This is a genomic window from Acidovorax sp. FG60 (assembly GCF_057808995.1).
Map to the genome: position 1 here is coordinate 20478 of NZ_JBMDJC010000024.1, position 24447 is coordinate 44924.

Genomic DNA, 24447 nt, shown 5'->3' on the forward strand with positions numbered 1-24447 from the left:
TGATCAGGCCGCCAGGCCGCGCCGCGCCGGCCCTGCTACGGGGCGCGTCAAATCGACCGCATGCTCGTCCAGCTCCAGGGCATCCAGATACACCGCGCCATCTTCCACCTTCACGGCGAATTTGGGCGTGCAGCCTTCGTCGGGAGCCGATGCCTGCCCATCGCACAACCCAATCGTCCAGTTGTGCAGCGGGCACGCCACCTGCGTGCCAAACACAATGCCCTGCGACAGCGGGCCGCCCTTGTGAGGGCAGCGGTCGAGCAGTGCGAACACGCCTCCGGCATCGTTGCGGAACACGGCCACATCCAGGCCCTGTGGGCGCGCCACACGGCGCGAGCCCAGCACGGGGATGTCGTCCACGCGGCAGATCAGCTTCCATTGCGGGCTGTTGGTTGTGGTCATCAAGGTTCCTTCGGTGTCTTTGGATGTTGTCGGGGAGCCTGCCAGGGTCATCGTGGGGCGGCTCGTTATTTTTTTGAGGAAGTCTCGGGTGGGCTCAGGCGGCCAGCGCCGCATACATGCCGGTCACGCGGTCCATGCTGGAGAGCAGGTTCTCGCTGGCCACGTACACCTCGGCCACTTGGCGGTTCACGTTGCCGCCGCCCTGCATGCGCTGCAGCGCAGCGTCAAAAAACACCCATTGGCCGTCGGCCAGCTGCAGTTCCTGGCGGATGCGGTTGGTGGCCTGGGGGGCATTGCGCAGCAGCTCGGTGGCTGCGATGAATTCACTGCGGGCCTTGGCGATTTCGGTGGTGGCGGTGGACGCGTCCACCGGCAGCATGGCGGCCAGGTAGAACTTGGCCATGCGCTGGCTCAGCATGCGCTGGCGACCTGCAATGTTCACCAGGTGGCCCACGGGCTTGCCCGAGGCTGCCTCGTACTGCGTGGTGCCCAGATGGGCCAGGGCCAGCACCTTGGAATCGGCCTGCAGCATGGCGCTGGCATTGTCGGTGGACGATGTGGCGGCAGCCAGCGTGGTCTTGTGGGCGGCCCACGCGGTTTCCAGCTTGGTGTACGTTTCGCGGATGGTGGGCGAGGGCGCATAGGCCTTGAGTTCCACCAGCTGGCGCTCGAACAGCGCGATGGACTGCTCCATCACCTGGCGTGCCGTGGGCGTGTCGGCCTTGTGTGCCAGGGCCAGCCAGGCCTTGCCCACACGCTGGCTCAGCATGCGCTGGCGCCCAGCCTTGTTGATGGCGTCGTTGAGGTCGGTGACCTGGGCGTGGGCGCTGCCCAGCGGGGCGAGGGCGCTGCACGCAGCGGCGCAGCTGGCGGCGGTCAAAAGGGTTCTGCGGTGCATGGTGGGGTCTCTCCGGACTTGGGCGATCAGGCGCTCAAGGGCGCGAACTGGCGTGTGTCCACGGCCGCCTTGTCAAAGTCGAACCAGGGATCGGGCTCGCCGTCCAGCGCAAACTGCAGCTGCTCCCACAGCGCCTTGCGGCCTTCGTGGTCTTCCAAAATGCGCTTCTTCACGTAGTCCAGGCCCACACGGTTCACGTAGTGCACGGTGCGCTCCAGGTACCAGCCTTCCTGGCGGTACAGCTCGCAAAACGCGCCGGTGTACTCCAGCACTTCCTCGGCGGTTTTGAGCTTGGTGAAGAAGTGCGCCACCTCGGTCTTGATGCCGCCGTTGCCAGCCACATACATCTCCCAGCCGCTGTCCACGCCGATGATGCCCACGTCCTTGATGCCCGCCTCGGCGCAGTTGCGGGGGCAGCCGCTCACCGCAAACTTCACCTTGTGCGGCGCATACATGCGCCACATGGCGCGCTCCAGATCCTTGCCCATCTGGGTGCTGTCTTGCGTGCCCATACGGCACCACTCGCTGCCCACGCAGGTCTTCACGGTGCGCAGCGCCTTGGCGTAGGCGTGGCCGCTGGGCATGCCGATGTCCTTCCACACGTTGACCAGGTCTTCCTTCTTCACGCCCAGCAGATCAATACGCTGGCCGCCCGTGACCTTGACGGTGGGGATGTTGTATTTGTCCACCGCATCGGCAATGCGGCGCAACTCATCGGCCGTGGTCTCCCCGCCCCACATGCGGGGGATCACGCTGTAGGTGCCGTCTTTCTGGATGTTGGCGTGGCTGCGTTCGTTGATGAAGCGGCTTTGCGGGTCGTCCTTGGCTTCTTTCGGCCAGGTGCTGATGAGGTAGTAATTGACCGCCGGGCGGCAGGTGGCGCAGCCGTTGGGCGTCTTCCATTCCATGAACTTGAACACCTCGGCAATGCTGACCAGCTTGCTGCCGCGGATCGCGTCGCGCACGGCCTGGTGGCCGTGGTCGGTGCAGCCGCACATGGCCTTGGTCTTGGGCGTGGCGCTGTAGTCGCCACCGGCGGTGAACATGATGATCTGTTCCACCAGCCCCGTGCACGAGCCACAGCTGGCGCTGGCCTTCGTATGCTTGCGTACTTCATCCAGTGTGAACAGGCCTTTGTCCTTGATGGCCTTGCAGATGGCGCCCTTGGTCACGCCATTGCAGCCACACACCTCGTCGCTGTCCTGCATGGCGGCGGCCTTGCTCTGGCCCTGGTGGCCGGTGTCGCCCAGGTGCGATTCGCCAAACATCAGCTTGTCGCGGATGTCGCTCACGCTGCGGCCATCGCGCAGCAGCTTGAAGTACCAGCTGCCGTCCACCGTGTCGCCATACAGGCAGGCGCCCACGAGCTTGTCGTCTTTGATGACGAGCTTTTTGTACACGCCACCGAAAGGGTCGCTCATCACGATCTCCTCAGTGTCGTCTCCCCCTTGAAAGTCTCCCGCCGAGAAAAGGTCAATGCCTGTGACCTTGAGCTTGGTGGACGTGAGCGAGCCCTGGTAGCGGCCGATACCGAATTCGGCCAAGTGGTTGGCCAGCACTTTGCCTTGCTCGAACAGCGGGGCCACCAGGCCATAGGCAATGCCCCGGTGCGCCGCGCATTCGCCCACGGCGTAGATGCGGGCGTCGGTGGTGGTCTGCAGCGTGTCGCTCACTACAATGCCGCGGTTCACGTGCAGGCGCATCTTTTCGGCCAGGGCGGTGTTGGGGCGGATGCCCACGGCCATCACCACCAGGTCGGCGGGCACCTCGGTGCCGTCCTTGAACTTCACGCTGGCCACGCGGCCTTCGGTGTTGCCCACCAGCTCCTGCGTCTGCGCCTTCATCAAGAACTGCATGCCGCGCTCCTGCAGCGACTTTTGCAGCATCTTCCCGGCCACGTCGTCCAGCTGCCGTTCCATCAGCCAGTCGCCCACATGCACCACGCTCACTTGCATGCCGCGCTTCATCAGGCCGTTGGCGGCCTCCAGGCCCAGCAGGCCGCCGCCGATGACCACGGCATGCTTGTACGTGGCGGCCGCGTCGATCATGGCCTGTGTGTCGGCAATGTCGCGGTAGGCCAGCACGCCCTGCAAGTCTTTGCCGGGGATGGGCAGGATGAAGGGGTTGGAGCCTGTGGCGAGGATCAGTCGGTCGTATTCGGCGGTGACCACCGTGCCATCCTTGCTGGTGGCGCTGACCACGCGGCGCACGCGGTCCACGTCGGTCACGGTGAAGCCGGTGTGCAGCGTGATGTGATTGTCGGCATACCAGGACCAATCGTTCAGAATGATCTCGTCGATGGTCTGCTCGCCGGCCAGCACGGGCGAGAGCAGGATGCGGTTGTAGTTGGGGTGGGGCTCGGCCCCAAACACCGTGATGTCGTAAAGATCCGGGGCAATCTTGAGCAGCTCTTCCAGCGTGCGCACACCGGCCATGCCGTTTCCTACCATCACCAGCTTGAGCTTTTTCATCGTGACTCCGTCGGTTCTATCGCCTGGGCGATTCGAAAAACAAAAAAGGCGTCCACACGATGCCGTTTCGAATTCCTGTCGAAACCGCATGTGCGGACGCCTTCGTCCGGGCAATCCACCCCTGCGCCATTGCACGGGTGGATTGCGTGACCCTGTGGGGTCGTTGCTGGAGTTAAGCAATGCTTGTGCCAGTCGATTTGCACTGAGGTGGGGCGGCTTCTGGGGGTGTTTTGAGACCCGCGTGTGGGGGGTGGTGCAGTGCTGCCCCGGCTCTGCGCAGGCGCCACGGGGGTATGCCCTTGTCTGGCGCGGGGCGCACCACCTTGGGCACGGAACCTGCAAGGAGCTGGTGCATGACTTTTGAACTGGATTTCGGCCACACCTCGCAGGCCGGGCGCAAGGAGGTGAACGAAGACTTCGCCGCGCTCGTGCTGGGCCAGGGGCGCGACCGTGAGCGCGGAGCCATCGCGGCCATTGCCGACGGCGTGAGTACCGGCGGCAATGGCCGCGAGGCCGCCCAGACTTCAGTGAACACGCTGGTGAACGACTACTTCGCCACGCCCGACACCTGGGACACCACGGTGGCGCTGGACCGCATCCTGTCCGCCCACAACGGCTGGCTCGCCTCCATGAACCGGCGCCGCCAGCCTGCGGTGGGGTTGACCACGCTGACCGCGCTGGTGCTGTGTGGCCAGTCGTACACGCTGGCCCATGTGGGAGACACGCGCGCCTACCTGGTGCGCGAGGGCCGCCTGCAGCAGCTGACCACCGACCATGTCATGGCGCAGCACGATCTCAGGCACCAGCTCACCCGCGCCATGGGCCTGGACGACCACGTGGTGGTGGACTACAGCCAGGGCGAGCTGCGCAGCGGTGACCTGTTTGTGCTGCTGTCGGACGGCGTGCACGGCAGCGTGCCCGAGCGCGAACTGCGTCAGCTGCTGCGCCAGGAGATACCGGCCCAGGCGCTCAGCGACGAGCTGGTGCAGGTTGCCCTGCGCCGTGGCAGCAGCGACAACGTGACCGCGCTGGTGGTGCGGGTGCAGGGCGCGCTGGAGGCCACGCTGCAAGACGAATCGCGCCGCGCCCAGGACCTGCCTGTGCTGCCCCTGCTCAAGGTGGGCGACACCGTGGACGGCCTTACGGTGACAGCCATCGTGGCCGACAACGGCATCCACCGGCTGTACCAGGTGCGCGACGGGGCCACGCAGCGGCTGTATGCCCTCAAGACCCTGCTGCCCGCGCGCGCCCACGACACCGAAGAACGCGCCACGCTGGCGCACGAGGCCTGGGTGGCGCGGCGCATGCAGTCGGGCCAGGCCGCCGCCTATCTGGCGCGGCTCAACGACTGGCCGGTGGGAGACGGCGGCTTTGGCGATGGCGCCGCAGCCAGCGCGTTTTACCTGCTGTACGACTGGCATTCCGGCGACACGCTGGGGCAGCGCCTGCGCCATCGCCAGCACATGGCCGTGGGGCAGGCTGTGACGGTGACCGTGCAGGCCGCGCGCGTGCTGGGCTGGCTGCACCGCCAGGGCGTCGTGCACCGCGACATCAAGCCCGACAACCTGCACCTGGGCGACGACGGGGTGCTGCGTGTGCTGGACCTGGGCGTGGCCCTCTCAGGCCGCGAGCCCGAGGCCACCCGCCGCCTGCACGCCGGAACCCCCAGCTACATGAACCCGGAGCAGTGGCCGGGCTATGAAAAGGGCGGCGACCCCTCCGGCCAGTTGCCCGACATGGGCAGCGACCTGTTTGCGCTGGGGGTCACGCTGTACCAGCTGCTCAGCCACGGGCGCCTGCCCTATGGCGAGGTGGTGCAGTACCAGCTGGGCCGCTACCACCGTGACCCGGTGCCCCCCAGCCGCCACAACCCGGGCGTGCCGATCTGGCTCGACCAGATTGCCCTGAAGGCCGTGGCCCGCAACCGCGCCCAGCGTTTTGAAACTGCCGAGGAACTGCTGCTGGCCCTGGAGCGCGGCGCCTCACGCCCCCTGTCGGCGACCGGGCCCCAGCCGCTGATGCAGCGCGATGCCACGGCCCTGTGGAAGATCGCTCTGGCCGTGAGCGTGCTGGTGAATGTGTTGTTGATTTATTGGCTGCTGTTTTTGCCGCGGTGAGCTTTTGCGGCGATTTGCTATTAAAAACATAGCTTTTAGCGCTTATGAGATAAGCGCTGGGGCTTGTTTTGGTCAAAGACCGTGCATGCACGACGCCCATTGAGCGAGTGCCCTTTTGCTGGAAGTGCGGCGAGCGCTTGTGCGCTCACCGGCTACGCCGGTCACGCGCTGCGCGCACGTCCACCCTTCTCCGCCCACGTGCGCGTCCAGCGGATCTGCATCACCCGCAGTAGCACCAGCATGGCCAGCGCGCACACCGCAATGCCCACAAAGCCCCAGAGGTAGGTGCCGGTGTACTGGCGCGAGATGCCCATGCCATTGGGGATGAGGCCGCCCCCCAGCGCGCCGATCTCGCCGATCATCGAGCCTGCCACCGCCGTGGCCAATGGCCAGCGCAGCGGCACCAGCTGGAACAGGGCGCCGTTGCCTGCCCCCAGGGCCGCAAAACACACCAGGAACAGCAGCATGGTCACGGGCAGTGATTTTTCGGCCAGGCCACACAGCACCATGCTGGCGGCGGTGATGGCCAGCACGCCGGTCAGGGTGTTCACACCGCCCCAGTGGTCCGACAGCCAGCCACCAAACACGCGCAGGGCCGCGCCCAGAAATGCCGCCATCATCGTGAGCTGGCCGGCCGCCACCTTGCTCACGCCGAACTGGTCATAAAAGTAGCTGGGCAAGAAGGTGGTCAGGCCAATGAAGCCGCCAAAAGTCACGGCGTAGATCAGGCTGAAGGCCCAGCCGTCTTTTTCAAACAGGCAGGCGATGTGCTCACGGAAGCTGGCGTGGGGTGCCAGGTCGGGCGGCTCCTTGGCATACACCGCCATCACCAGCGCGGGTATCGCCACACTCACGGCAGCAAAGCCATACACGGCCTGCCAGCCAAACTTCTGCGCCAGCATGGGCGCGAGCAGGGCTGCCACTGCAGTGCCCACGTTGCCGGCGCCCACGATACCCATGGCCAGGCCTTTGTAGCGCGGTGGGAACGAGCCCGAGCCCAGTGACAGGGCCACCCCAAAGCTGGCACCCGCCACGCCCAGCAGGATGCCCATGGCGAGCAGGTCGTTGTACGAATGCACGAACAGGTAGCCATAGCCCATGGCCACAAAGATCCCCGCCATCTCGACCAGCGTGGCGTTCTTGCGACCGATGTACTGCGCCAGGATGCCCAGCGGAAACCGCATGAGGGCGCCCGCAAAGATGGGAATGGACAGCATCATGCCCATCTGCGTCGGCGTGAGCTGGAAGGCATCGCGGATGAACGGTGCCATGGCACCGTTGATCACCCAGACTGCGCACGAGAAACCGAAATACAGAAAGGACGACCACAGCGTGGGGGCGTGGCCGGACTTGAGAAACTCTCGAAATTGAAGCATGGCGATCTAGCGCAAAGAGGCTGCTGTGCTGCTGCAAGCACACCCACAACCGGGCAGAAAAACAAAAGGCGCCAACACGGGCCGCGCGGGCTTGCTGGTTTGTTTGCAAGCCACACACATCCCATGAAGACGCCAACGTCTTGTTCGCCCAATCCGCCGTTGCACCGGGCTGACACACGGCCAGCGTTGACCGTGGTGCCGAACATGCAAAGGATGTGCCAAGTTCTGGTGGCACTTGGTTTGGGTAAAAACGGCAGCTGGCGCTTGCGCATCGAGAGTTTTTTGCTATCAAATTTGAAGTTAAAATTGCCTGCCAGTCCAAGTTAGTGCAGCGTGCTCCGGTGTGATGCACTTTTTTGGCGCGATGCACCAATTTGGTGGCTGCAAACCAGCAGAGCCACTTAGGTGTTTCAAATCATAAATATTCAACATAGGATGTATTCGGTTCATCCGTTGCCGTGTTGCCCGGTTATGAGGTGACGAGGCATTCCCTGAGGAGGGTCCCCATGCGCGTCAATCTCCCGATCAGCACGCAGGAATATGCGTTCCCCAAAGGCCAGACCCTGGTGTCCACCACCGATCTCAAGGGCCGCATCCTGTACTGCAACCCGATGTTCATTGAGGTCAGCGGGTACGAGAAGGAAGAGCTGCTGGGCCAGCCCCACAACATCGTCAGACACCCCGACATGCCCGAGGAGGCCTACCGCGACATGTGGGAGACCATTGCCAGCGGCAACCCGTGGTCGGCCCCGGTCAAGAACCGGCGCAAGGACGGCACCTTCTACTGGGTGATGGCCAACGTCACCCCGCTCATGCAGGGCGACCAGCCCACGGGCTACATGTCCGTGCGCACCGAGGCCACCCGCGACCAGATACAGGCCGCCGACCAGCTCTACCGCCAGATGCAGGCCGAAAAACAGGCTGGAACCCTGGTGCACGTGCTGCGCGAGGGGCAGATCGTCAAGAACACGCTCTGGGGGCGCATGGCCCGCGCAGTGCAGCTCGGGCCGCTCGGCAAGATCATGCTGTGCACGCTGCTGCTGGTGTTCGCGTCGTGGGGGGCCGCGCTGCTGGGCGGGCACACCATGACCGTCGCGGCTGGCGCAGCCTGGCTGGGCGTGGTGCTGCTGGCGCTGGGCATGGCGGTGTACCTGCACCGGGCCACCGTGGCGCCGTTGTCGCAGATGCTGCGCTGGGCCAACCGCATGGCCGCAGGCGACCTTACCCAGAAGATTGCGGCGTCGCGCAGCGACACCGTGGGTCAGCTGCAAAAGGCGCTGGCCCAGCTCAATGTGAACCTGTTGTCCATCGTGCGCGATGCGCGCCAGGAGAGCGAACACATGCAGCTTTCCACCCGCGAGATCGCGCAGGGCAACCAGGACCTGTCGGAACGCACCGAAGCCCAGGCCAGCAACCTGGAGCAGACGGCGGCGTCGATGGAGGAAATCACCGGCACCGTCAAGCAGACGGCCGAATCGGCCCGCCAAGCCACCGTGCTGGCCACCCAGGCCACCCAGGTGGCTGAGCGCAGCAGCGAAGCCGTGGACGGCGTGGCCAGCACCATGAAGCAGATCCAGACTGCCTCCGGCCGCATCAGCGAGATCACCCAGCTCATCGACTCCATTGCGTTTCAGACCAATATCCTCGCGCTCAACGCCGCCGTGGAGGCCGCGCGTGCGGGTGAGCAGGGGCGAGGGTTTGCGGTGGTGGCCTCCGAGGTGCGCAGCCTGTCGCACCGTACGCTCTCTGCCGCCAAGGAAATCCGGCAGCTCATCGACGACTCGGCCACCAAGGTGAGCGAAGGCCACGCAAAGACCGACGCAGCGCAGAAGACCATGACCGAATCGCTGGAGCTGGTGCGCCGCGTGAACACGCTGATCGGTGAAATTCACAGCGCGTCCAACGAACAGCTCAGCGGCATCTCTCAGGTCAACGCCGCTGTGGCGCAACTGGACACCATCACGCAGCAGAACGCCGCGCTGGTGGAGGAAAACGCCGCCTCGGCGATGCAGCTCAACGGGCAGGCGCAGACGATGACCGAGACGGTGCAGGTGTTCCGCATCGATGCGTCGGCGCCCAGCCAGGCGCGGGATGCGGTGGCGTTGCGCAAGGAGATGAAGGCTGGCAAGGGCGCATCGTCGTCCAGCCGCGCCTTGGCGGCGCTCTGAGCGCCAAGGGATTTCACGCAGTCCTGGAAACTGGCACGGTGCCATCACCAGTGCCACCGTGGAACGGCTTCGCAAGGCCACAGGTGGCGTCCCCCTGGGGGAAGACGCGAAGCGGCTCAGGGGGCTTATGTACTTGCCCGCACTGTCAGCTCAAACCCCAGATTCACTGAATTTTTCTCCGGCATCTCGCCCCGCATCAGCGTCAGCAGCATCTGCGCACTGGCCTCGCCGATGGCCGAGCGCGGGGTGCGTACGGTGGTTAGCGGCGGCAGCATCTGGTCGCTGCCCGCCAGATCGTTAAAGCCGGCGATGGCCACGCGGCCAGGCACGGCCAGACCCAGACGCTGGGCGGCCAGCAGACCACCCTGCGCCAGGTCGTCGTTGCAGAAGAACACGGCGTCCACGCCAGGGCGGGTGCGCAGCACCTCTTCCAGCAGCTCTGCGCCCAGGCGGATGGATGAAGGCTGAGGGCTGAGCAGCTCCAGCCGTGGGTCGTACATCCCCGCCTCGCGCAGGCAACGGCGGTAGCCTTCGGCGCGCTGCATGGTGCGTGGGTCGAGCTGGGCGGCAACGAATGCGATGTTCTTGTGGCCGCGCGACAGCAGGTGGGTTGTCATCGCATGGCCTGCGTCCTGCTGCGAAAAGCCCACGCAGAACACGCCGGGTGCGGGCGTCATTTCCATCAAGTGCACGCAGGGCACGCCGCTGGTGGCAATCATGTGGCGGGCGGCCTCGGTGCGGTCAAAGCCCGTGACGAGCAGGCCCGCCGGGCGGTGGGCCAGGTAGGTGCGCAGTAGCTGCTCTTCTTCCTGCGGGTCGTAGTGCGTCACGCCAATCAGGGCTTGGTAGCCGTGCGGGAAGAGGGTGCGGTGCACGGCCTCCAGCACGTCTACAAACAGTGCGTTGGACAGCAGCGGTACCAGCACCGGCACCTGCACACTGCGCTGCGAGGCCAGTGCGCGGGCGGCGGGGTCGGGCACGTAGCCCAGTTGTGCGGCGGCGTCTTTCACACGCTGCACCAGTTCTTGCGCCACGCCGCGCTCGCCGCGCAGGGCACGGGACGCGGTGATGGGGCTCACCTCGGCGGCCTTGGCCACGTCGTTCAGCGTGATGCGGCCGCTGGAGCGGCGTCTTGTCTCGGGTTTGTTCAAGGGTTAACCCTCATGGGGGTTGAGATTGATCTGGTTAGGATAGCGCTGTCCAAGCGATGGAGCAAGGCGATGCCCGCCATTTTGGATGAAGTTGAAGAACTTGCCACAGTTTGTGCGGCATCCGGGAGCGGATGCCTTTTTTACGGATCGCTTGGATAGCGCTACCAACATGAGTGTTTTACCGTCAACGGTTTATCTGGTGGTCATGGGTGTGGCCGGGTGTGGCAAGTCCAGCCTGGGTTCTGCCCTGGCGCAGGCCCAGGGCCTGCCCCTGATAGAAGGGGACGACCACCACAGCCCGGTCAGCCGCGAAAAGATGCGCCAGGGCATTGCCCTGACCGACGAAGACCGCGAGGGCTGGCTGGCCACGTTAGGACAATTGCTGCAGGCGCACCCGCACGGTGCGGTGTTGACCTGCTCTGCGCTCAAGAAGGTATACCGGAACCGGCTGCGCAACGCCTGTCCGGGACTGCTGTTTGTCTTTCTGGAAATCGACCGTGCCAGCGCCGGCCAGCGTGTAGCAGCGCGTGCGGGCACCCATTTCTTTTCCAGCACGCTGGTGGACAGCCAGTTCGCCACGCTGGAGTCACCGGTGGGCGAGGAGGGCGTGTTGCGGCTCGATGCGCTACTGAATCTGGCCACGCTGCAGCAACAGGCTTCGGCCTGGATCGCCGCCCAGGAGTCGGCATGAACTCCCCCGCACAACATGCGCAACCGCAGCCGTCGCTCAGCCGGTTCGCCAGGATCGCCCAGCTGCTGATGGCCAGTTGCCTCGGCGTGATGGCCGTGGCGGTGTTCATCAACGTGGTGCTGCGCTACGGCTTTGGCAGCGGTGTGGCGGCCAGCGAAGAGCTGTCGCGCCTGCTGTTTGTCTGGATGGTTTTTATCGGTGCCGCAGCGGCCTACCCCGCCGGTGAGCACATGGCTTTTACCAGTCTGGCGGGCCTGTTGGCAAAGCGCCCGGTGGCCTTTGGCCTGTTGACGGCCGTGATCCGGCTGCTCGTGATCAGCGCCAGCGCCATGTTGGCCTGGGGCGCTTGGCAGCAGGTAGTGGTGGGCATGGGCAGCCGCTCCGTCGTCATGGCCTACCCGGCGGCGTTGCTACCACTGCCGGCCTTTTTGTGCGCGGTGGCCATCGGAGTGATGGCGGTCATCGAGTTGTTTCAACGCAAGCCGCTGGACCTCGGTCACGGCGCCGAGGTGGAGTAAGTGATGATGGCCATGGGACCCGAAGCGCAGGCTTTTATCGTTTTTTCGCTGGGCATGCTGGTGCTGATGGGCACCGGCATGAACATGGGCCTGGCCCTGGTGCTCACTGGCGCTGGCATGGCCTGGGTGCTGGATTTTTTCGACACGCAATTGCTCGCGCAGAACCTCGTGGCCGGGGTGGACAGCTTTCCGCTGCTGGCCGTGCCGTTCTTCATCCTGGCGGGTGAGCTGATGAACTCAGGCGGCATCAGCCGTCGCATCATCGACATGGCGCAGGCATGGGTGGGGCATATCCGGGGCGGGCTGGGTTATGTGGCCATCGGCGCTGCGGTGCTGATGGCCAGCATGAGCGGGTCGGCCCTGGCCGACACGGCCGCGCTGGCCACCATCCTGCTGCCCATGATGCGCCAGCAGGGCTACCCGATGAACACCTCGGCAGGGCTGATCGCCTCGGGCGGGATCATTGCGCCCATCATTCCGCCGTCCATGCCGTTCGTGATCTATGGCGTGACGACCAACACCTCGATCTCGGCGCTGTTTGTGTCGGGCATCGTGCCTGGCTTGATGATGGGCGCGGGCCTTATCTTTGCCTGGCGCTGGGTGCTGCGCGGCTTGGATCTGCCCAAGGGCGAACCCTTGCCCGCCAAGGACCGCTTGCGCGCCACGGCACGCGCCTTCTGGGCCATGCTGATGCCGCTCATCATCATCGGCGGCATGAAGACGGGGGTTTTCACCCCCACCGAGGCCGCCGTGGTGGCCGCGTTCTATGCGCTGGCGGTGGCACTTTTCATCCACCGCGAGATGAAGCTGGCGGACATCTATGGCGTACTGGTGCGCGCGGCCAAGACGACTTCTATCGTGATGTTCTTGTGCGCAGGCGCCCAGGTGGCCAGCTACATGATCACGCTGGCCGACCTGCCCAATGTGCTGACCAGCTGGCTGGGCCCGCTGGTGGAGAACCCGCGCCTGTTGATGGCCGTGATGATGATCGTGTTGGTGCTCATCGGCACGGCGCTGGACCTCACGCCCACCATCCTGATCTTTGCGCCCGTGATGCTGCCCATCGCCGTCAAGGCGGGGATCGACCCGGTGTACTTCGGCTTGATGTTTGTGCTCAACGGCGCCATCGGCCTCATCACGCCGCCCGTGGGCACCGTGCTCAACGTGGTGGCCGGGGTGGGGCGCATCTCGATGCACAGCGTGATCAAAGGCGTGAACCCGTTCCTCTTCACCTATGTGCTGATCCTGGCACTGCTGGTCGTGTTTCCGCAGATCGTGACCGCTCCGGTTCTGTGGATGCGTTGACGATGCTGCGCCCTCTTTTCCCGTGCCTTTCTTTCCTTCGCCAATGGAGACAACCATGAAAACTTTCCGCCGTACCCTGCTCGCCGCCCTGTCGGTGGCCGCCATCACCTGCTCGTTCCAGGTCGCTGCGCAAGACATCAAGCCGCGCATCATCCGTTTTGGCTATGGCCTCAACGAGGTGTCCAACCAGGGCCGCGCCACCAAGCTGTTTGCCGAAGAGGTCGAAAAAGCCTCGGGCGGCAAGATGAAGGTGCGCGCCATCGGTGCTGCGGCGCTGGGCTCTGATGTGCAGATGCAGCAGGCCCTGATCGGCGGCGCGCAGGAAATGATGGTGGGCTCCACCGCCACGCTGGTCGGCATCACCAAAGAAATGGCGATCTGGGACACGCCTTTCCTGTTCAACAACGCCAAGGAGGCCGATGTGGTGCTGGATGGCCCTGTGGGCCAGAAGGTGATGGACAAACTGCAGGAAAAAGGTCTGGTGGGCCTGGTGTACTGGGAGAACGGCTTTCGCAACCTCACCAACAGCAAGCGCCCCGTCAACAAGCTGGAAGACATGGACGGCATCAAGCTGCGCGTGATGCAGAACAACGTGTTCCTCGACAGCTTCAAGACCCTGGGCGCCAATGCCGTGCCATTGCCGTTCTCCGAACTCTTCACCGCGCTGGAGACCAAGACGGTAGATGGCCAGGAGAACCCCTACAACACCATCCTGTCGAGCAAGTTCTATGAGGTGCAGAAGTACCTCACCGTGACCAACCACGTCTACAGTCCCTGGATCGTGCTGGTGAGCAAAAAGTACTGGGACGGCCTGTCGAAGGCCGAGCAGAAGGTGCTGCTCGACGCTGCCAAGAAGAGCCGCGACTTCGAACGCCAGGACACGCGTGCCGAGGCCGACAAGGCGCTGGCCGACCTGAAGGGCAAAGGCATGCAAGTGAACGAGCTGCCCGCCGCCGAAGCCAACCGCATGCGCGAAAAGCTCAGCGCCGTGAACGCGAGCATCGCTGCCAATGTGGGTGAAAGCCTGTGGAAGGATGTGCAGGGCGCCGTGGCGCAGGCACGGGCTGGCAAGTAAACCAACGCTTGTTGACGGGGCTCAGCCCCGGCAATAGAAAAGGCCGAGGCCCCATGCGGGGCCTCGGCCTTTCTGCATTTGCAATCCAGAGTCTGCGCCACAGCGCAGACCCGGCAAATTACAGCGAGCCGATTTCGCCGGAAGAGATTTTGCCGGTGCGCAGCGCGTCCACAGCCTGAGCGTTCACTGCATTGCGGTCAGCCGTGGAGGTGTAGACCAGAGCACGCGAACCGACGGGGATGGCGCCGCTGGTCTGGGGCACGGTGGAGGCTTCAGCCATCACTTCAGCGCGGGTGCGGCTGGTTTCGAACTTCGTGGCGAATTGCGATGCATCGGCTTCGTCAGCCTGGGCACCGAAGGAAGCGAAAGCGGCAACAGCAGCGATGGAGAGGAAACGTGCGGTCTTGTTCATGGTGAAACTCCTGTGAAATTCAAAAAATGGGGACGAGGTGTCTGGAATACGTGAAGCGCGAAGCCGTGGATTCAAAAAGGTGAATCAACCGCCTTCAGCGGGGCCCACGCGGCCAGTGCGCATGGCTTGTGCGGCAGCTTCGGCACGCACTGCAGCGCGGTCTACCGTGGACTTGTAGGTCACCACGCGGGAGCCTGCGGGCTCCTGGCTGCGCATTTGGACTGCGGCGGCGGCTTCGGCAACCACTTCGGCACGGGTGCGGTTCGTGTCGAATTTCAGGGCAAATTGCGAACCATCAGCTTCGTCAGCCTGGGCACCCAACGAAGCGAAAGCAGCCACAGCGGCGATAGAGAGAAAACGTGCAGTCTTGTTCATGATGAAAGTCCTTGAAGTTAAAAAAAGCGTCTCAAAAAAGCCGGAGCGAAGATCAAAAACAACGTGCTTCGCACCGGGTTCGGTGAGTCGCCTTGCGGGTTCGGCTCATCGATGGGATGAACTGTACGCCGCAGGTGGATGAAGAAAAACCAGCTGGTCGCAAACTAACTGTTCCAGTTTTGGAAACAATCTAGACGCTTGTTTCCTGCCTGTGGCCGATGAGAAGAATCTCAGGCCCGCAGCCGGTCGCAAGCGATCGATCCGAGGCAAGAAGGGTGGGCGTTGATTCCTTTGGAAGTGCGTTGGACATGGGCTGTATCGTGCCCGGCCGACGCTGCGGAGTCGTCTCGTCGCCGTTTCGGTTCTTTTCAGTTTGTTTCGGGTTCGGCCGAATGCAACAGGGTCGAAACATATGCATCGCTGTTGCCACACCGGGCCCAAAAGCGGGATAAATCGGGCTTGCGCGGCTTGCGCCCGTTGGGCTTATGGGCTGAAATCTCTCTGTACCTGTTCCAGGTGTTACGAGGGAGGTTCCATGACCGTAGTCGCCAAAATTCTTCAGTCCAAACCGGACGCCACTGTCCACACCATTGCGCCCACGGCGTCGGTGTTCGATGCGCTCAAGCTCATGGCCGACAAGGGCATCGGCGCCCTGGTGGTTACCGAGGGGGATGCCATTGTGGGCATCTTCACGGAGCGCGATTACGCGCGAAAGATCGCCCTGCTGGGCCGCACGTCAGCCGCCACGCTGGCGCGCGATGTGATGACCACCTCGGTACGCTTTGTGCGGCCCGAGCAGACCAGCGAGCAGTGCATGCAGATCATGAGTACCGGCCGCCTGCGCCACCTGCCCGTGGTGGACAACAACGGCAAACTCGTGGGCATGATCTCGATCGGGGACTTGGTCAAGGACATCATCTCCGAGCAGAAATTCATCATTGAACAGCTGGAGCAGTACATCACCGGAACGCATTAAAGGGCAATCCCCTGAGGCGCTGCGCGCCTTCCCCCTTCCCGAATCGCTGCGCGATTCGGGAAGGGGGACGCCCCCAGCGCGGCGGGGCGTCCCTTGCGCGGGGGCGCTGGCTTGGGGTTGCGCGCGTGCGACGGCCCTGCCATGGGTGCAAAACGAAAAAGGGCTCTGACCGATCTGGTCAGAGCCCTTTTGATTTGCCGTGTTGTCGGGCCTGGAGCCCAGCGGTTCAAGCAGCTTTTTCGACGTGCCCCTGGCGGGTGTAGAGGAAGTCGATCACCGCCTTGCGGTAGTGCACGTACTGCGGGTCTTCGGCCAGCTCCACGCGTTTGCGGGGGCGGGGCAGGTCTACGGTCAGCACTTCGCCAATGGTGGCAGCGGGGCCGTTGGTCATCATCACGATCTTGTCCGACAGCAGCACGGCTTCGTCCACGTCGTGGGTCACCATGACCACGGTGCTGTGGGTGCGTGCGACGATTTCCAGCAATTCGTCCTGCAGCTTGGCGCGGGTCAAGGCGTCCAGCGCGCCAAAGGGCTCGTCCATCAGCAGCACCTGGGGCTCCATGGAGAGTGCCCGGGCAATGCCCACGCGCTGCTTCATGCCGCCAGAGATTTCACCGGGGCGTTTTTGCGCAGCGGGCGTGAGGCCCACCAGGGCCAGTGCGGCGTCGGTGCGGGCCTTGAGCTGGGCCTTGCTTTCCTTGCCGCCAAACACGCGCTCCACGGCCAGGTAGATGTTGTCGAAGCAGGTGAGCCAGGGCAGCAGCGAGTGGTTCTGGAACACCACGGCGCGCTCGGGGCCGGGGCCCTTGATCTCCTTGTTGGCACACAGCAGCGCACCGTTGGTGGGCGTGGTCAGCCCGGCGATCAGATTCAAGAGCGTGGACTTGCCGCAGCCCGAGTGGCCGATCAGCGCGACGAACTCGCCCTTGGCAATCGTCAGGTTGATGTCGCGCAGCGCGGGGAACAGGCCCTTGGCCGTCTTGAAGGTCTGCTCGACGCCGTGGACTTCGATGAACTTGGTGCTCATGGAAGGGTGTGTGGATGCTGCCGTGGTGGTCGTGTTCATGCTTTCACCTCTTCAAACGTAAATGCGGTGGCCAGCTTGATGAGCGCAAACTCCAGCACCAGCCCGACAATGCCGATCACGAAGATGGCGATGATGATGTTCTTGACGTTGAGGTTGTTCCACTCGTCCCACACCCAGAAGCCGATGCCCACGCCGCCGGTCAGCATCTCGGCAGCTACGATCACCAGCCATGCGGTGCCCACGGCCAGGCGCACGCCGGTCAGCATGTAGGGCAGCACGGCGGGGAAGAGGATCTTGGTGGCGATCTTCCATTCGCTCAGGTTCAGCACGCGGGCCACGTTCATGTAGTCCTGCGGCACACGCTGCACGCCCACGGCGGTGTTGATGATCATGGGCCAGATGGAGCAGATGAAGATGGTCCAGATGGCGGCGGGGTTGGCGCCCTTGAACACCAGCAGACCGATCGGCAGCCACGCCAGAGGCGATACCGGCCGCAGAAGGCTGATGAGCGGGTTGAACATGCGCGACAGGAAGTTGAAGCGCCCGATCACGAAGCCCGCCGGAATGCCCACCAGCGCCGCCATGCCAAAGCCCACGGCCACGCGTTCCAGCGACATCAGCACATTCCAGCCCACGCCCTGGTCATTGGGGCCATTGCGGTAGAACGGGTTGCTGAAGATTTCCAGCGCCTGCTTCCACGTCTCCACCGGATTGGGGATGCTGCCGCCGGTGGTGGTGGATACCACCGCCCACAGACCGATGAGCAGGCCCAGGCCACAGAGCGGCGGCAGCACGGTCATCCAGAAACTGCGCGACAGGGCCGCCCAGTCGCGACTGGCAGGGGCGGGGCTCGCCGTTGTTTCGGCTTTGGACTGTTTTTGGCTTCTGGCGGTTGCTGGAGAAGCGCTGATAGCTACATTATTCATAGCGTTCTGTGCAACCACGGGGGCTGCATCCAACGGGGAGTGAAAGACGGCACTGACCATGGTGTTCTCCTTGGCAGGGTGGGCGGGGCAGGGCGCTTACGCCTTGATCTTGAAGCTGTCGGCGTACTTGGCGGGGTCTTTGCCGTCCCACACCACGCCGTCCATGAGCTTGGCGGTGCGCATCGGGTCCTTGGGCACGTTGATCTTCATGGCGCTGGCAACCGACTTGTACAGGTCCACCTGGTTGATCTCTTTGGCCACGGCCAGGTAATCGGGGTGGCTCTTGATCAAACCCCAGCGCTTGTGCTGCGTCAGGAACCACATGCCATCCGACAGGTAGGGGAAGTTCACCGCGCCGTCGTTGAAGAATTTCATGTGGTTGGGATCGTCCCAGGTCTTGCCCATGCCGTTCTGGTAGCGGCCCAGGATGCGCTGGTTGATGGCGTCCACGCTGGTGTTGATGTAGGACTTCTGGGCCACCGTTTCGGCCATCTTCATCTTGTTGGACAGGCTGGCGTCAATCCACTGGCTGGCTTCCAGCACGGCCATCATCACGGCGCGGGTGGTGTTGGGGTTCTTCTTGACGAAATCGGCCGAGGTGCCCAGCACCTTCTCGGGGTGGTCCTTCCAGATGTCCTGGGTGGTGTTGGCGGTCACTCCGATGCCATCCATGATGGCGCGGTGGTTCCAGGGTTCGCCCACGCAGAAGCCATCCATGTTGCCCACGCGCATGTTGGCCACCATCTGGGGTGGCGGCACGGTGATCAGCTTGGCGCCCGACAGCGGGTTGATGCCGGCGGCGGCCAACCAGTAGTGCATCCACATCGCGTGGGTGCCGGTCGGGAAGGTGCCTGCGAAGGTGTACTCGCGCTTGTTGGCGGCCATGAACTTGGCCAGGGACGGGCCATCCACTGCGCCCTTGTCGGCCAGTGCCTTGGACAGCGTGATCGCCTGGCCGTTGTTGTTCAGGCTCATCAGCACGGCCATGTCCTTCTTGGGGCCGGCCGTGCCCATGTGCACGCCGTACACCAGGCCATACAGCACGTGGGCAAAGTCGAGTTCGCCATTTACCAGCTTGTCGCGCACACCGGCCCACGACGCTTCCTTGGTGGGGATGATGGTCACGCCATACTTCTTGTCAAAGCCCAGCACCGAGGCCATCACCACGCTGGCGCAGTCGGTCAGCGGGATGAAGCCAATCTTGACTTCCTTTTTCTCTGGGGCGTCCGAGCCCTGGGCGTGCACCAGGGCACGCAGTGCCGGGCTCACGCCCACTGCGCCCACGGTGGCGGCCTGCAGCACGGTGCGGCGGTTGAGGCTGGTTTTCAACAGATCGGTCATGGGGCGGTTCCTCGGTGCGTTAGAAAACAAAAAAGGCGTCCTCCCCTGGCCTGGTTGCATGCGCAAACGAGCTTCGGAGAGGGACGCCTTTGTCCATGGCAAAGCCCATTGGGGGGCTTTGTGTCAGCACCGGCCCGCCATTGGGTCAGTGCTGTCAGTGGTGGGACCGTCTTTGGTCTTGCCAGGGTCAATGCAAGCAGCGTGCCAGCGTGTTTTCGCCAGTTTGGCGCCACCATTACTATGTTTTTGATAGCTGCCTAGGCATGCTGGAAAGGCGCAAACGGCCTTTTTTGGCCTGCGACGGTCAGGGTTGGTGCATGCGCGCTGGCTGCACTGCGTTTGTGCGGCGCACCATCTGGGAGAAGCTGGTTGAGCTGGGCTTGGCCTAGGCGAAGGATGCCAAGCAAGGGCCGCCCCGCAGCGAGGGCATCGTCCCCCTTCCCGAATCGCGGCAGCGATTCGAGAGAAGGGGGAAGGCGCGCAGCGCCTCAGGGGGATGTCACCTGCCTACCCCAGCAGATCCATCACATCGAGCATGCGCTGGGCCACGTCCACGAGCTTGAGGCCCTTGTCCATGGCGGTCTTGCGCAGTTTCTCGTACGCGGCCTGTTCGCTCAGGCCCTGGCGCTGCATGAGCAGTCCCTTGGCGCGGTCGATGGTCTTGCGGTCCTTGAGTTCGGTCTTGGCGTCGGCCAGCTCGGCGCGCAGGGCCTGCTCGTGCTGGAAGCGCGCCATGGCCACGTCCAGAATGGGGCGGATGCGCTGGGGCGCCAGGCCCGCCACGATGTAGGCCGACACGCCCGCCGCCACCGCGTCCTTCACGTGCGAGGTGTCCTCGTCGTTGGTGAACATCACGATGGGGCGCCGCTCGTCGCGCGTGGCCATCACCACATGTTCGAGCGCGTCGCGCGCCTCGCTTTCGGCGTCCACGATGATGAGGTCGGGCTGCAGCTGGGCGATGCGCTCGCTCAGGAAGACATCGGCAGGCAGGGTGGCCACCAGGTTGAAGTTGTTCTCCAGCAACCCAATGCGCAGCGCCCGCGACCGTTCCGCCTGAAGTACGGCGTGTTCGTCGGCGGGGTCGGCGACTGCCAGATCCGGGGCAACCACCACGATGCGCAGAGACTCGTTCATACCCAGGAGCATAAGCAATTTTTACGCCACAAAATGGTGCATCGAAGCGGTGCGTTCCGGGGTTGCAGGCTGGCAGCAGGTTGTGGCAGCTTCCAAGGCCTGAAACTTGCTAATAGTTTGTCGATGGGCAGGGCATACCCGATAGCAGCTACCCGGTCGCATCGCATATACATCTGGTCACATTGACCCATTCAAGAGGATTTGCATGAACAAGCACATTGACCGGCGGCGTATCTCTGCCGGCTTGGCCCTGACCACCATGGCGGTATCCGCGCTGCTGGTGCTGACAGGCTGCAGCAAGGTGCCCGACACCATCAAGATCGGCGTGGCCCAGCCCCTCTCCGGCCCCTTGGGCGCGCTGGGGCAGGATTTGCTCAACGGCGTCAACCTGGCCGTGGCAGAACTGAACAAGGGCGGCTACACCGTGGACGGCAAGCGTGTGACGCTGGAGGTGGTGTCGGTGGACGACAAGGCCGACGCCGCCACCGGCAAGACCGTGGCGCAGCAGCTGGTGGACTCGGGCGTGGTGGCGGTGATCGGGCACCTGAATTCGGGGGTGAGCATTGAGACGGCTCCGATTTACGCCGCCAAGGACATCGCCCAGATAGCCATATCCACCAACCCCAAGTTCACGCAACTCGGCTTCCCAACCACCTTCCGCATGGTGGCCAATGACACCTTGCAGGCGCGCGCTATCGGCTCGTTTGCCGCCACACAGCTGGGTGCCGCCCGCTACGCCGCGCTGGACGATGGCACGCCTTACGGCAAAGGCCTGGCCGACGGGGCTGCCGAGCAGCTCAAGGCTGAAAAGAAGGAAGTGGTGGTGCGCAAGTCGTTTGACGACAAGACGGTGGCTTTCGACGAACTGGCTGGCGAGCTGAAGGCCGCCAAGGTCGAGGTCATCGTGTCCACCCTCAACGACTTTCAGGCCCTGGCTCTGCTCGAAGCCCTGCGCAAGGTGGACCACACCAAGGTCAGCCTGCTGGGCGGGGACACCATCAAGACCACCGACATGACCAAGGCCATGGGCATGGTCGAAGGCGTCTACGCCACATCGCCCGTACTGGAAGCCAAGGAGTTCACCACCGGCAAGCCCTTCCTTGAAAAGTACATCGAGGCCTACAAGAAGCCCCCGGCCTATGGCGGCCACTACAGCTACGACAGCACCTATGTGCTGTCAGCCGCCATCCAGAAGGCCAAGTCGGCCGATCCGAAAGCGATCACCAAGGCCATGCACAGCATCAACGGCTATGCGCCCGTGATCGGCACCATGACCTGGGACGACAAGGGCGAACAGCGCTACGGCGCCGTGGGCGTGTATGAACTGCGCAGTGGAAGCTGGGAACTGCGCATGCGTTCGGACCGCTGGTAGCCAAGCCACCGGGTCGTCAGGCGCCATCCATCCGCACAACCCCTGCTGGCGACTGCCAGCAGGGGTTTTTGCATCCGACCCTGAACGGGGCCGGGTTTTACACTCGGGGCATGAGCTTGCTGATCCTCGGTATTGAATCTTCGTGCGACGAAACGGGCGTGGCATTGGTGCGTTCCACGGGCAATGCCGTGCCCACGTTGCTATCGCACGCGCTGCACAGCCAGATTGAGATGCACCAGGCCTACGGTGGCGTGGTGCCCGAGCTGGCCAGCCGTGACCACATCCGACGTGTGCTGCCGCTGGCAACGCAGGTGCTGTCCGAGTCCGGCCAGTCGCTGGCCGATGTGGACGTGGTGGCCTACACCCGCGGGCCGGGCCTGGCGGGTGCGCTGCTGGTGGGGGCGGGCGTGGCGTGCGCGTTGGGCGCAGCGCTCAACAAGCCGGTGCTGGGTGTGCACCACCTGGAGGGGCACCTGCTGTCGCCCTTCCTCAGCGCCGACCCGCCTGAATTCCCTTTTGTGGCCCTGTTGGTGTCGGGCGGCCACACCCAGCTGATGCGTGTGGACGGCGTGGGCCGCTACGAGATCCTGGGCGAGACCATTGACGATGCTGCTGGCGAGGCGTTCGACAAGTCGGCCAAGCTCATGGGCCTGGGCTACCCGGGTGGGCCAGCGCTCTCGCGCCTGGCTGAGCAGGGCGATGCCGCAGCCTTCAAGCTGCCGCGCCCGCTGTTGCACAGTGGCAACCTCGATTTCTCTTTTGCCGGGCTCAAGACGGCGGTGCTCACGCAGGCCAAGAAGTTGGGCGATGAGCTGGAGGCACGCAAGGCCGACCTGGCGGCGAGCACCGAGGCTGCGATTGTCGAAGTGCTGGTGAAGAAGTCGCTGGCTGCGCTCAAGCAGACCGGTCTGAAGCGCGTGGTGGTCGCCGGTGGCGTGGGGGCCAACCGGCACCTGCGTGCGCAACTCAATGCGGCCTGCGCCGCGGCCAAGGTGCGCGTGCACTACCCTGAGCTGCACCTGTGCACCGACAACGGCGCCATGATTGCCATGGCGGCGGCCATGCGGCTGCAGGCAGGGCAGCAGCAGGCCAACACCGACTACGCCTTTGACGTGAAGCCGCGCTGGCCGCTGGATGCGATCACGGTTTGATTATCTGAGTAAAAAAGGCCGCTACCGCCTGTCCAGCAAGCGTTAGCAGCTATCTTTTTTGATTTTCAAAAGGGGTAGTGGCGGGGTGTCGTCTGCACCGTGATCCAGCGCAACTCGGTGAACTCGCGCACGCCCGCCATGCCGCCAAAGCGGCCGTAACCCGAACTTTTCACGCCACCAAACGGCATCTGCCCTTCGTCGTGCACCGTGGGGCCGTTGATGTGGCAGATGCCCGACTCGATGCGCGCGGCCACATTCCACGCCTTGGCCACATCGCGGCTGAACACGGCGGACGACAGGCCAAACTCGTTGTCGTTGGCGCAGGCAATGGCTTCCTTGACACCATTCACGCGCACCACGGGTTTGACAGGGCCGAACGATTCTTCGCGGTAGATGTCCATCTCTGCCGTCACATGGTCGAGCACGGTGGCCTGCATCAACGTGCTGTCGCTCTTGCCGCCGCAAATCAGCTTGGCGCCCTTGGCCAGTGCGTCGTCGATGAGGGCGTTGCAGCGGTGCACGGTGGCCATGTCCACCACCGAGCCCAACACCACCGGGCCCTTGCGCGGGTCGCCCAGCGGCAGGGCCTTGGCGCGCTCGCCCAGCTTGGCCACAAACGCGTCGGCCACGGCGTTGTCCACGATGATGCGTTCGGTGGACATGCAGATCTGGCCCGAGTTGGCGAACGCGCCAAACACGGTGCCCGCCACGGCGGCGTCGATATCGGCGTCATCCAGCACCAGCAGCGGGGCCTTGCCGCCCAGCTCCAGCACCACGGGCTTGAGGTACTTGGCGCAGGTCTGCGCAATGATGCGGCCCACCTTGGTGGAGCCGGTGAAGTTGACGCGGCGCACTGCCGGGTGGGCCACGATGGCCTCGACCACGGCGCCCGCATCGGCGGGTGCATTGGTCACGAAGTTCACCACACCGGGGGGCAAACCGGCCTCCTGCAGCGCCTCGATGATGAGGCCGTGTGTGGCGGGGCACAGCTCCGACCCCTTCAGGATCACCGTGTTGCCGCAGGCCAGCGGGGTGGCGATGGCGCGCACGCCCAGGATGACGGGTGCGTTCCACGGTGCAATGCCCAGCACTACGCCCGCCGCCTGGCGCACACCCATGGCCAGGCTGCCGGGCACGTCGGACGGAATCACTTCGCCTGCAATCTGCGTGGTCAGGGCGGCGGCTTCTTGCAGCAGGCCGGCAGCCAGGTGCACGTTGAAACCGGCCCACATGCCCGAGGCGCCGGTCTCGGCCGCCATGGCCACCGCAAAGTCGGCCGTGCGGGCCTCCAGCGCATGTGCCGCCTTGAGCAGCAGCGCGCGGCGCGCGTTGGGGCCCAGGGCCGACCAGGCCGGGAAGGCCTTGGCAGCCGCGTCGGCAGCGGCCTTGGCGTCGGCCACGCTGGCTGCTGGGGCGGTGGTGGCGACCGATCCGTCGAGCGGGTTGCGGCGCTCAAACGTGGCACCGCCAGTGGCTTGCACGCGCTCGCCGTTGATCAGCATGGAAATGGCAGTCATTGAAAGCTCCTGAAAAAGAACAGATAAAGAGGGGGAAAGAGGTA

The 24447-nt window shown here is 64.2% G+C and carries 21 protein-coding genes; 9 read left to right on the forward strand and 12 right to left on the reverse strand.

Annotated elements, in window-relative coordinates; all coding sequences use genetic code 11:
- Positions 1 to 3 precede the first annotated feature (3 nt).
- The 3 genes from nirD to nirB all read right to left on the reverse strand — a co-directional run bounded on the left by nirD (position 4) and on the right by nirB (position 3771).
- Positions 4 to 402 (reverse strand): nitrite reductase small subunit NirD, encoded by a 399-nt coding sequence (gene nirD, locus ACODS0_RS24230; RefSeq protein WP_218299179.1) that lies wholly within the window; start codon positions 400 to 402, stop codon positions 4 to 6.
- A gap of 94 nt (positions 403 to 496) precedes the next feature.
- A complete protein-coding gene (locus tag ACODS0_RS24235) occupies positions 497 to 1300 on the reverse strand; it encodes a type IV pili methyl-accepting chemotaxis transducer N-terminal domain-containing protein (protein WP_488837676.1) in 804 nt (267 codons plus the stop codon).
- A 26-nt stretch (positions 1301 to 1326) separates the two neighbouring features.
- The gene (gene nirB / locus ACODS0_RS24240; protein ID WP_488837678.1) at positions 1327 to 3771 is read right to left on the reverse strand and encodes a nitrite reductase large subunit NirB; all 2445 of its coding nucleotides are present in this window, start codon (positions 3769 to 3771) and stop codon (positions 1327 to 1329) included.
- Positions 3772 to 4124: 353 nt separating this feature from the next.
- Between nirB and ACODS0_RS24245 the strand changes: the two genes are divergently transcribed.
- On the forward strand, positions 4125 to 5888 hold the full coding sequence (locus ACODS0_RS24245) for a bifunctional protein-serine/threonine kinase/phosphatase (protein WP_488837680.1): 1764 nt from the start codon (positions 4125 to 4127) through the stop codon (positions 5886 to 5888).
- A gap of 161 nt (positions 5889 to 6049) precedes the next feature.
- Here the strand turns inward: ACODS0_RS24245 and ACODS0_RS24250 are convergent, their stop codons facing one another.
- Positions 6050 to 7264 (reverse strand): MFS transporter, encoded by a 1215-nt coding sequence (locus tag ACODS0_RS24250; RefSeq protein ID WP_121419398.1) that lies wholly within the window; start codon positions 7262 to 7264, stop codon positions 6050 to 6052.
- Positions 7265 to 7770: 506 nt separating this feature from the next.
- On the opposite strand from ACODS0_RS24250, the gene ACODS0_RS24255 reads away from it, so the two are divergent.
- Positions 7771 to 9432 (forward strand): methyl-accepting chemotaxis protein, encoded by a 1662-nt coding sequence (locus ACODS0_RS24255; protein WP_121507108.1) that lies wholly within the window; start codon positions 7771 to 7773, stop codon positions 9430 to 9432.
- Positions 9433 to 9557: 125 nt separating this feature from the next.
- On the opposite strand, the gene gntR is transcribed toward ACODS0_RS24255, so the two are convergent.
- A complete protein-coding gene (gene gntR / locus ACODS0_RS24260) occupies positions 9558 to 10583 on the reverse strand; it encodes an HTH-type transcriptional regulator GntR (RefSeq protein ID WP_218299183.1) in 1026 nt (341 codons plus the stop codon).
- A 205-nt stretch (positions 10584 to 10788) separates the two neighbouring features.
- Here gntR and ACODS0_RS24265 point away from each other — a divergent pair, with 205 nt between their 5' ends.
- Genes ACODS0_RS24265 through ACODS0_RS24280 form a run of 4 tightly spaced genes read left to right on the forward strand, consistent with a single transcriptional unit; the run spans position 10789 to position 14172 of the window.
- Complete coding sequence (locus ACODS0_RS24265) at positions 10789 to 11274, forward strand: gluconokinase (protein ID WP_488837741.1); 486 nt, start codon at positions 10789 to 10791, stop codon at positions 11272 to 11274.
- Positions 11271 to 11792 carry a TRAP transporter small permease gene (locus tag ACODS0_RS24270; RefSeq protein ID WP_488837683.1) on the forward strand — a complete coding sequence of 174 codons (522 nt, stop codon included), beginning with the start codon at positions 11271 to 11273 and terminating at the stop codon, positions 11790 to 11792. The genes ACODS0_RS24265 and ACODS0_RS24270 overlap by 4 nt, the downstream gene beginning before the upstream one ends.
- A 12-nt stretch (positions 11793 to 11804) precedes the next feature.
- Entirely contained in the window at positions 11805 to 13097 is a 1293-nt protein-coding gene (locus ACODS0_RS24275) for a TRAP transporter large permease (RefSeq protein ID WP_121422627.1), read from the forward strand.
- A 55-nt stretch (positions 13098 to 13152) separates the two neighbouring features.
- The gene (locus ACODS0_RS24280) at positions 13153 to 14172 is read left to right on the forward strand and encodes a TRAP transporter substrate-binding protein (protein ID WP_121422628.1); all 1020 of its coding nucleotides are present in this window, start codon (positions 13153 to 13155) and stop codon (positions 14170 to 14172) included.
- A 118-nt stretch (positions 14173 to 14290) separates the two neighbouring features.
- Here ACODS0_RS24280 and ACODS0_RS24285 read toward each other — a convergent pair whose 3' ends face one another.
- Together ACODS0_RS24285 and ACODS0_RS24290 are read right to left on the reverse strand one after the other, a co-directional pair.
- Positions 14291 to 14584 (reverse strand): hypothetical protein, encoded by a 294-nt coding sequence (locus ACODS0_RS24285; RefSeq protein WP_055400235.1) that lies wholly within the window; start codon positions 14582 to 14584, stop codon positions 14291 to 14293.
- An 84-nt stretch (positions 14585 to 14668) separates the two neighbouring features.
- Positions 14669 to 14959 carry a DUF4148 domain-containing protein gene (locus tag ACODS0_RS24290; protein ID WP_055400238.1) on the reverse strand — a complete coding sequence of 97 codons (291 nt, stop codon included), beginning with the start codon at positions 14957 to 14959 and terminating at the stop codon, positions 14669 to 14671.
- Positions 14960 to 15494: 535 nt separating this feature from the next.
- Between ACODS0_RS24290 and ACODS0_RS24295 the strand changes: the two genes are divergently transcribed.
- The gene (locus ACODS0_RS24295; RefSeq protein WP_121507105.1) at positions 15495 to 15935 is read left to right on the forward strand and encodes a CBS domain-containing protein; all 441 of its coding nucleotides are present in this window, start codon (positions 15495 to 15497) and stop codon (positions 15933 to 15935) included.
- Between the two features lie 226 nt (positions 15936 to 16161).
- On the opposite strand, the gene ACODS0_RS24300 is transcribed toward ACODS0_RS24295, so the two are convergent.
- The 4 genes from ACODS0_RS24300 to ACODS0_RS24315 all read right to left on the reverse strand — a co-directional run bounded on the left by ACODS0_RS24300 (position 16162) and on the right by ACODS0_RS24315 (position 20363).
- Entirely contained in the window at positions 16162 to 17001 is an 840-nt protein-coding gene (locus tag ACODS0_RS24300; protein ID WP_488837686.1) for an ABC transporter ATP-binding protein, read from the reverse strand.
- Positions 16998 to 17948 carry a nitrate ABC transporter permease gene (gene ntrB / locus ACODS0_RS24305; protein ID WP_488837688.1) on the reverse strand — a complete coding sequence of 317 codons (951 nt, stop codon included), beginning with the start codon at positions 17946 to 17948 and terminating at the stop codon, positions 16998 to 17000. Before ntrB ends, ACODS0_RS24300 begins: the two co-directional genes overlap by 4 nt.
- 36 nt (positions 17949 to 17984) lie before the next feature.
- Positions 17985 to 19229: a CmpA/NrtA family ABC transporter substrate-binding protein gene (locus tag ACODS0_RS24310; RefSeq protein WP_121419413.1), complete on the reverse strand. Its 1245-nt coding sequence runs from the start codon at positions 19227 to 19229 to the stop codon at positions 17985 to 17987.
- Between the two features lie 507 nt (positions 19230 to 19736).
- Positions 19737 to 20363 (reverse strand): ANTAR domain-containing response regulator, encoded by a 627-nt coding sequence (locus tag ACODS0_RS24315; RefSeq protein ID WP_121419414.1) that lies wholly within the window; start codon positions 20361 to 20363, stop codon positions 19737 to 19739.
- Between the two features lie 205 nt (positions 20364 to 20568).
- Here ACODS0_RS24315 and ACODS0_RS24320 point away from each other — a divergent pair, with 205 nt between their 5' ends.
- Positions 20569 to 21735, forward strand: a complete 1167-nt coding sequence (locus ACODS0_RS24320) for a branched-chain amino acid ABC transporter substrate-binding protein (protein ID WP_306554790.1) — start codon at positions 20569 to 20571, stop codon at positions 21733 to 21735.
- A 110-nt stretch (positions 21736 to 21845) separates the two neighbouring features.
- Complete coding sequence (gene tsaD / locus ACODS0_RS24325; RefSeq protein ID WP_488837690.1) at positions 21846 to 22886, forward strand: tRNA (adenosine(37)-N6)-threonylcarbamoyltransferase complex transferase subunit TsaD; 1041 nt, start codon at positions 21846 to 21848, stop codon at positions 22884 to 22886.
- A 65-nt stretch (positions 22887 to 22951) separates the two neighbouring features.
- Here tsaD and ACODS0_RS24330 read toward each other — a convergent pair whose 3' ends face one another.
- On the reverse strand, positions 22952 to 24403 hold the full coding sequence (locus ACODS0_RS24330) for an aldehyde dehydrogenase (RefSeq protein WP_488837692.1): 1452 nt from the start codon (positions 24401 to 24403) through the stop codon (positions 22952 to 22954).
- Between the last annotated feature and the right edge of the window lie 44 nt (positions 24404 to 24447).

Coding starts and splice junctions, on each gene's coding strand:
- nirD (WP_218299179.1), bottom strand. CDS start 402: ATGACCACAACCAACAGCCCGCAATGGAAGCTGATCTGCCGCGTGGAC.
- ACODS0_RS24235 (WP_488837676.1), bottom strand. CDS start 1,300: ATGCACCGCAGAACCCTTTTGACCGCCGCCAGCTGCGCCGCTGCGTGC.
- nirB (WP_488837678.1), bottom strand. CDS start 3,771: ATGAAAAAGCTCAAGCTGGTGATGGTAGGAAACGGCATGGCCGGTGTG.
- ACODS0_RS24245 (WP_488837680.1), top strand. CDS start 4,125: ATGACTTTTGAACTGGATTTCGGCCACACCTCGCAGGCCGGGCGCAAG.
- ACODS0_RS24250 (WP_121419398.1), bottom strand. CDS start 7,264: ATGCTTCAATTTCGAGAGTTTCTCAAGTCCGGCCACGCCCCCACGCTG.
- ACODS0_RS24255 (WP_121507108.1), top strand. CDS start 7,771: ATGCGCGTCAATCTCCCGATCAGCACGCAGGAATATGCGTTCCCCAAA.
- ACODS0_RS24265 (WP_488837741.1), top strand. CDS start 10,789: ATGGGTGTGGCCGGGTGTGGCAAGTCCAGCCTGGGTTCTGCCCTGGCG.
- ACODS0_RS24270 (WP_488837683.1), top strand. CDS start 11,271: ATGAACTCCCCCGCACAACATGCGCAACCGCAGCCGTCGCTCAGCCGG.
- ACODS0_RS24275 (WP_121422627.1), top strand. CDS start 11,805: ATGGGACCCGAAGCGCAGGCTTTTATCGTTTTTTCGCTGGGCATGCTG.
- ACODS0_RS24280 (WP_121422628.1), top strand. CDS start 13,153: ATGAAAACTTTCCGCCGTACCCTGCTCGCCGCCCTGTCGGTGGCCGCC.
- ACODS0_RS24285 (WP_055400235.1), bottom strand. CDS start 14,584: ATGAACAAGACCGCACGTTTCCTCTCCATCGCTGCTGTTGCCGCTTTC.
- ACODS0_RS24290 (WP_055400238.1), bottom strand. CDS start 14,959: ATGAACAAGACTGCACGTTTTCTCTCTATCGCCGCTGTGGCTGCTTTC.
- ACODS0_RS24295 (WP_121507105.1), top strand. CDS start 15,495: ATGACCGTAGTCGCCAAAATTCTTCAGTCCAAACCGGACGCCACTGTC.
- ACODS0_RS24300 (WP_488837686.1), bottom strand. CDS start 17,001: ATGAACACGACCACCACGGCAGCATCCACACACCCTTCCATGAGCACC.
- ntrB (WP_488837688.1), bottom strand. CDS start 17,948: ATGGTCAGTGCCGTCTTTCACTCCCCGTTGGATGCAGCCCCCGTGGTT.
- ACODS0_RS24310 (WP_121419413.1), bottom strand. CDS start 19,229: ATGACCGATCTGTTGAAAACCAGCCTCAACCGCCGCACCGTGCTGCAG.
- ACODS0_RS24315 (WP_121419414.1), bottom strand. CDS start 20,363: ATGAACGAGTCTCTGCGCATCGTGGTGGTTGCCCCGGATCTGGCAGTC.
- ACODS0_RS24320 (WP_306554790.1), top strand. CDS start 20,569: ATGAACAAGCACATTGACCGGCGGCGTATCTCTGCCGGCTTGGCCCTG.
- tsaD (WP_488837690.1), top strand. CDS start 21,846: ATGAGCTTGCTGATCCTCGGTATTGAATCTTCGTGCGACGAAACGGGC.
- ACODS0_RS24330 (WP_488837692.1), bottom strand. CDS start 24,403: ATGACTGCCATTTCCATGCTGATCAACGGCGAGCGCGTGCAAGCCACT.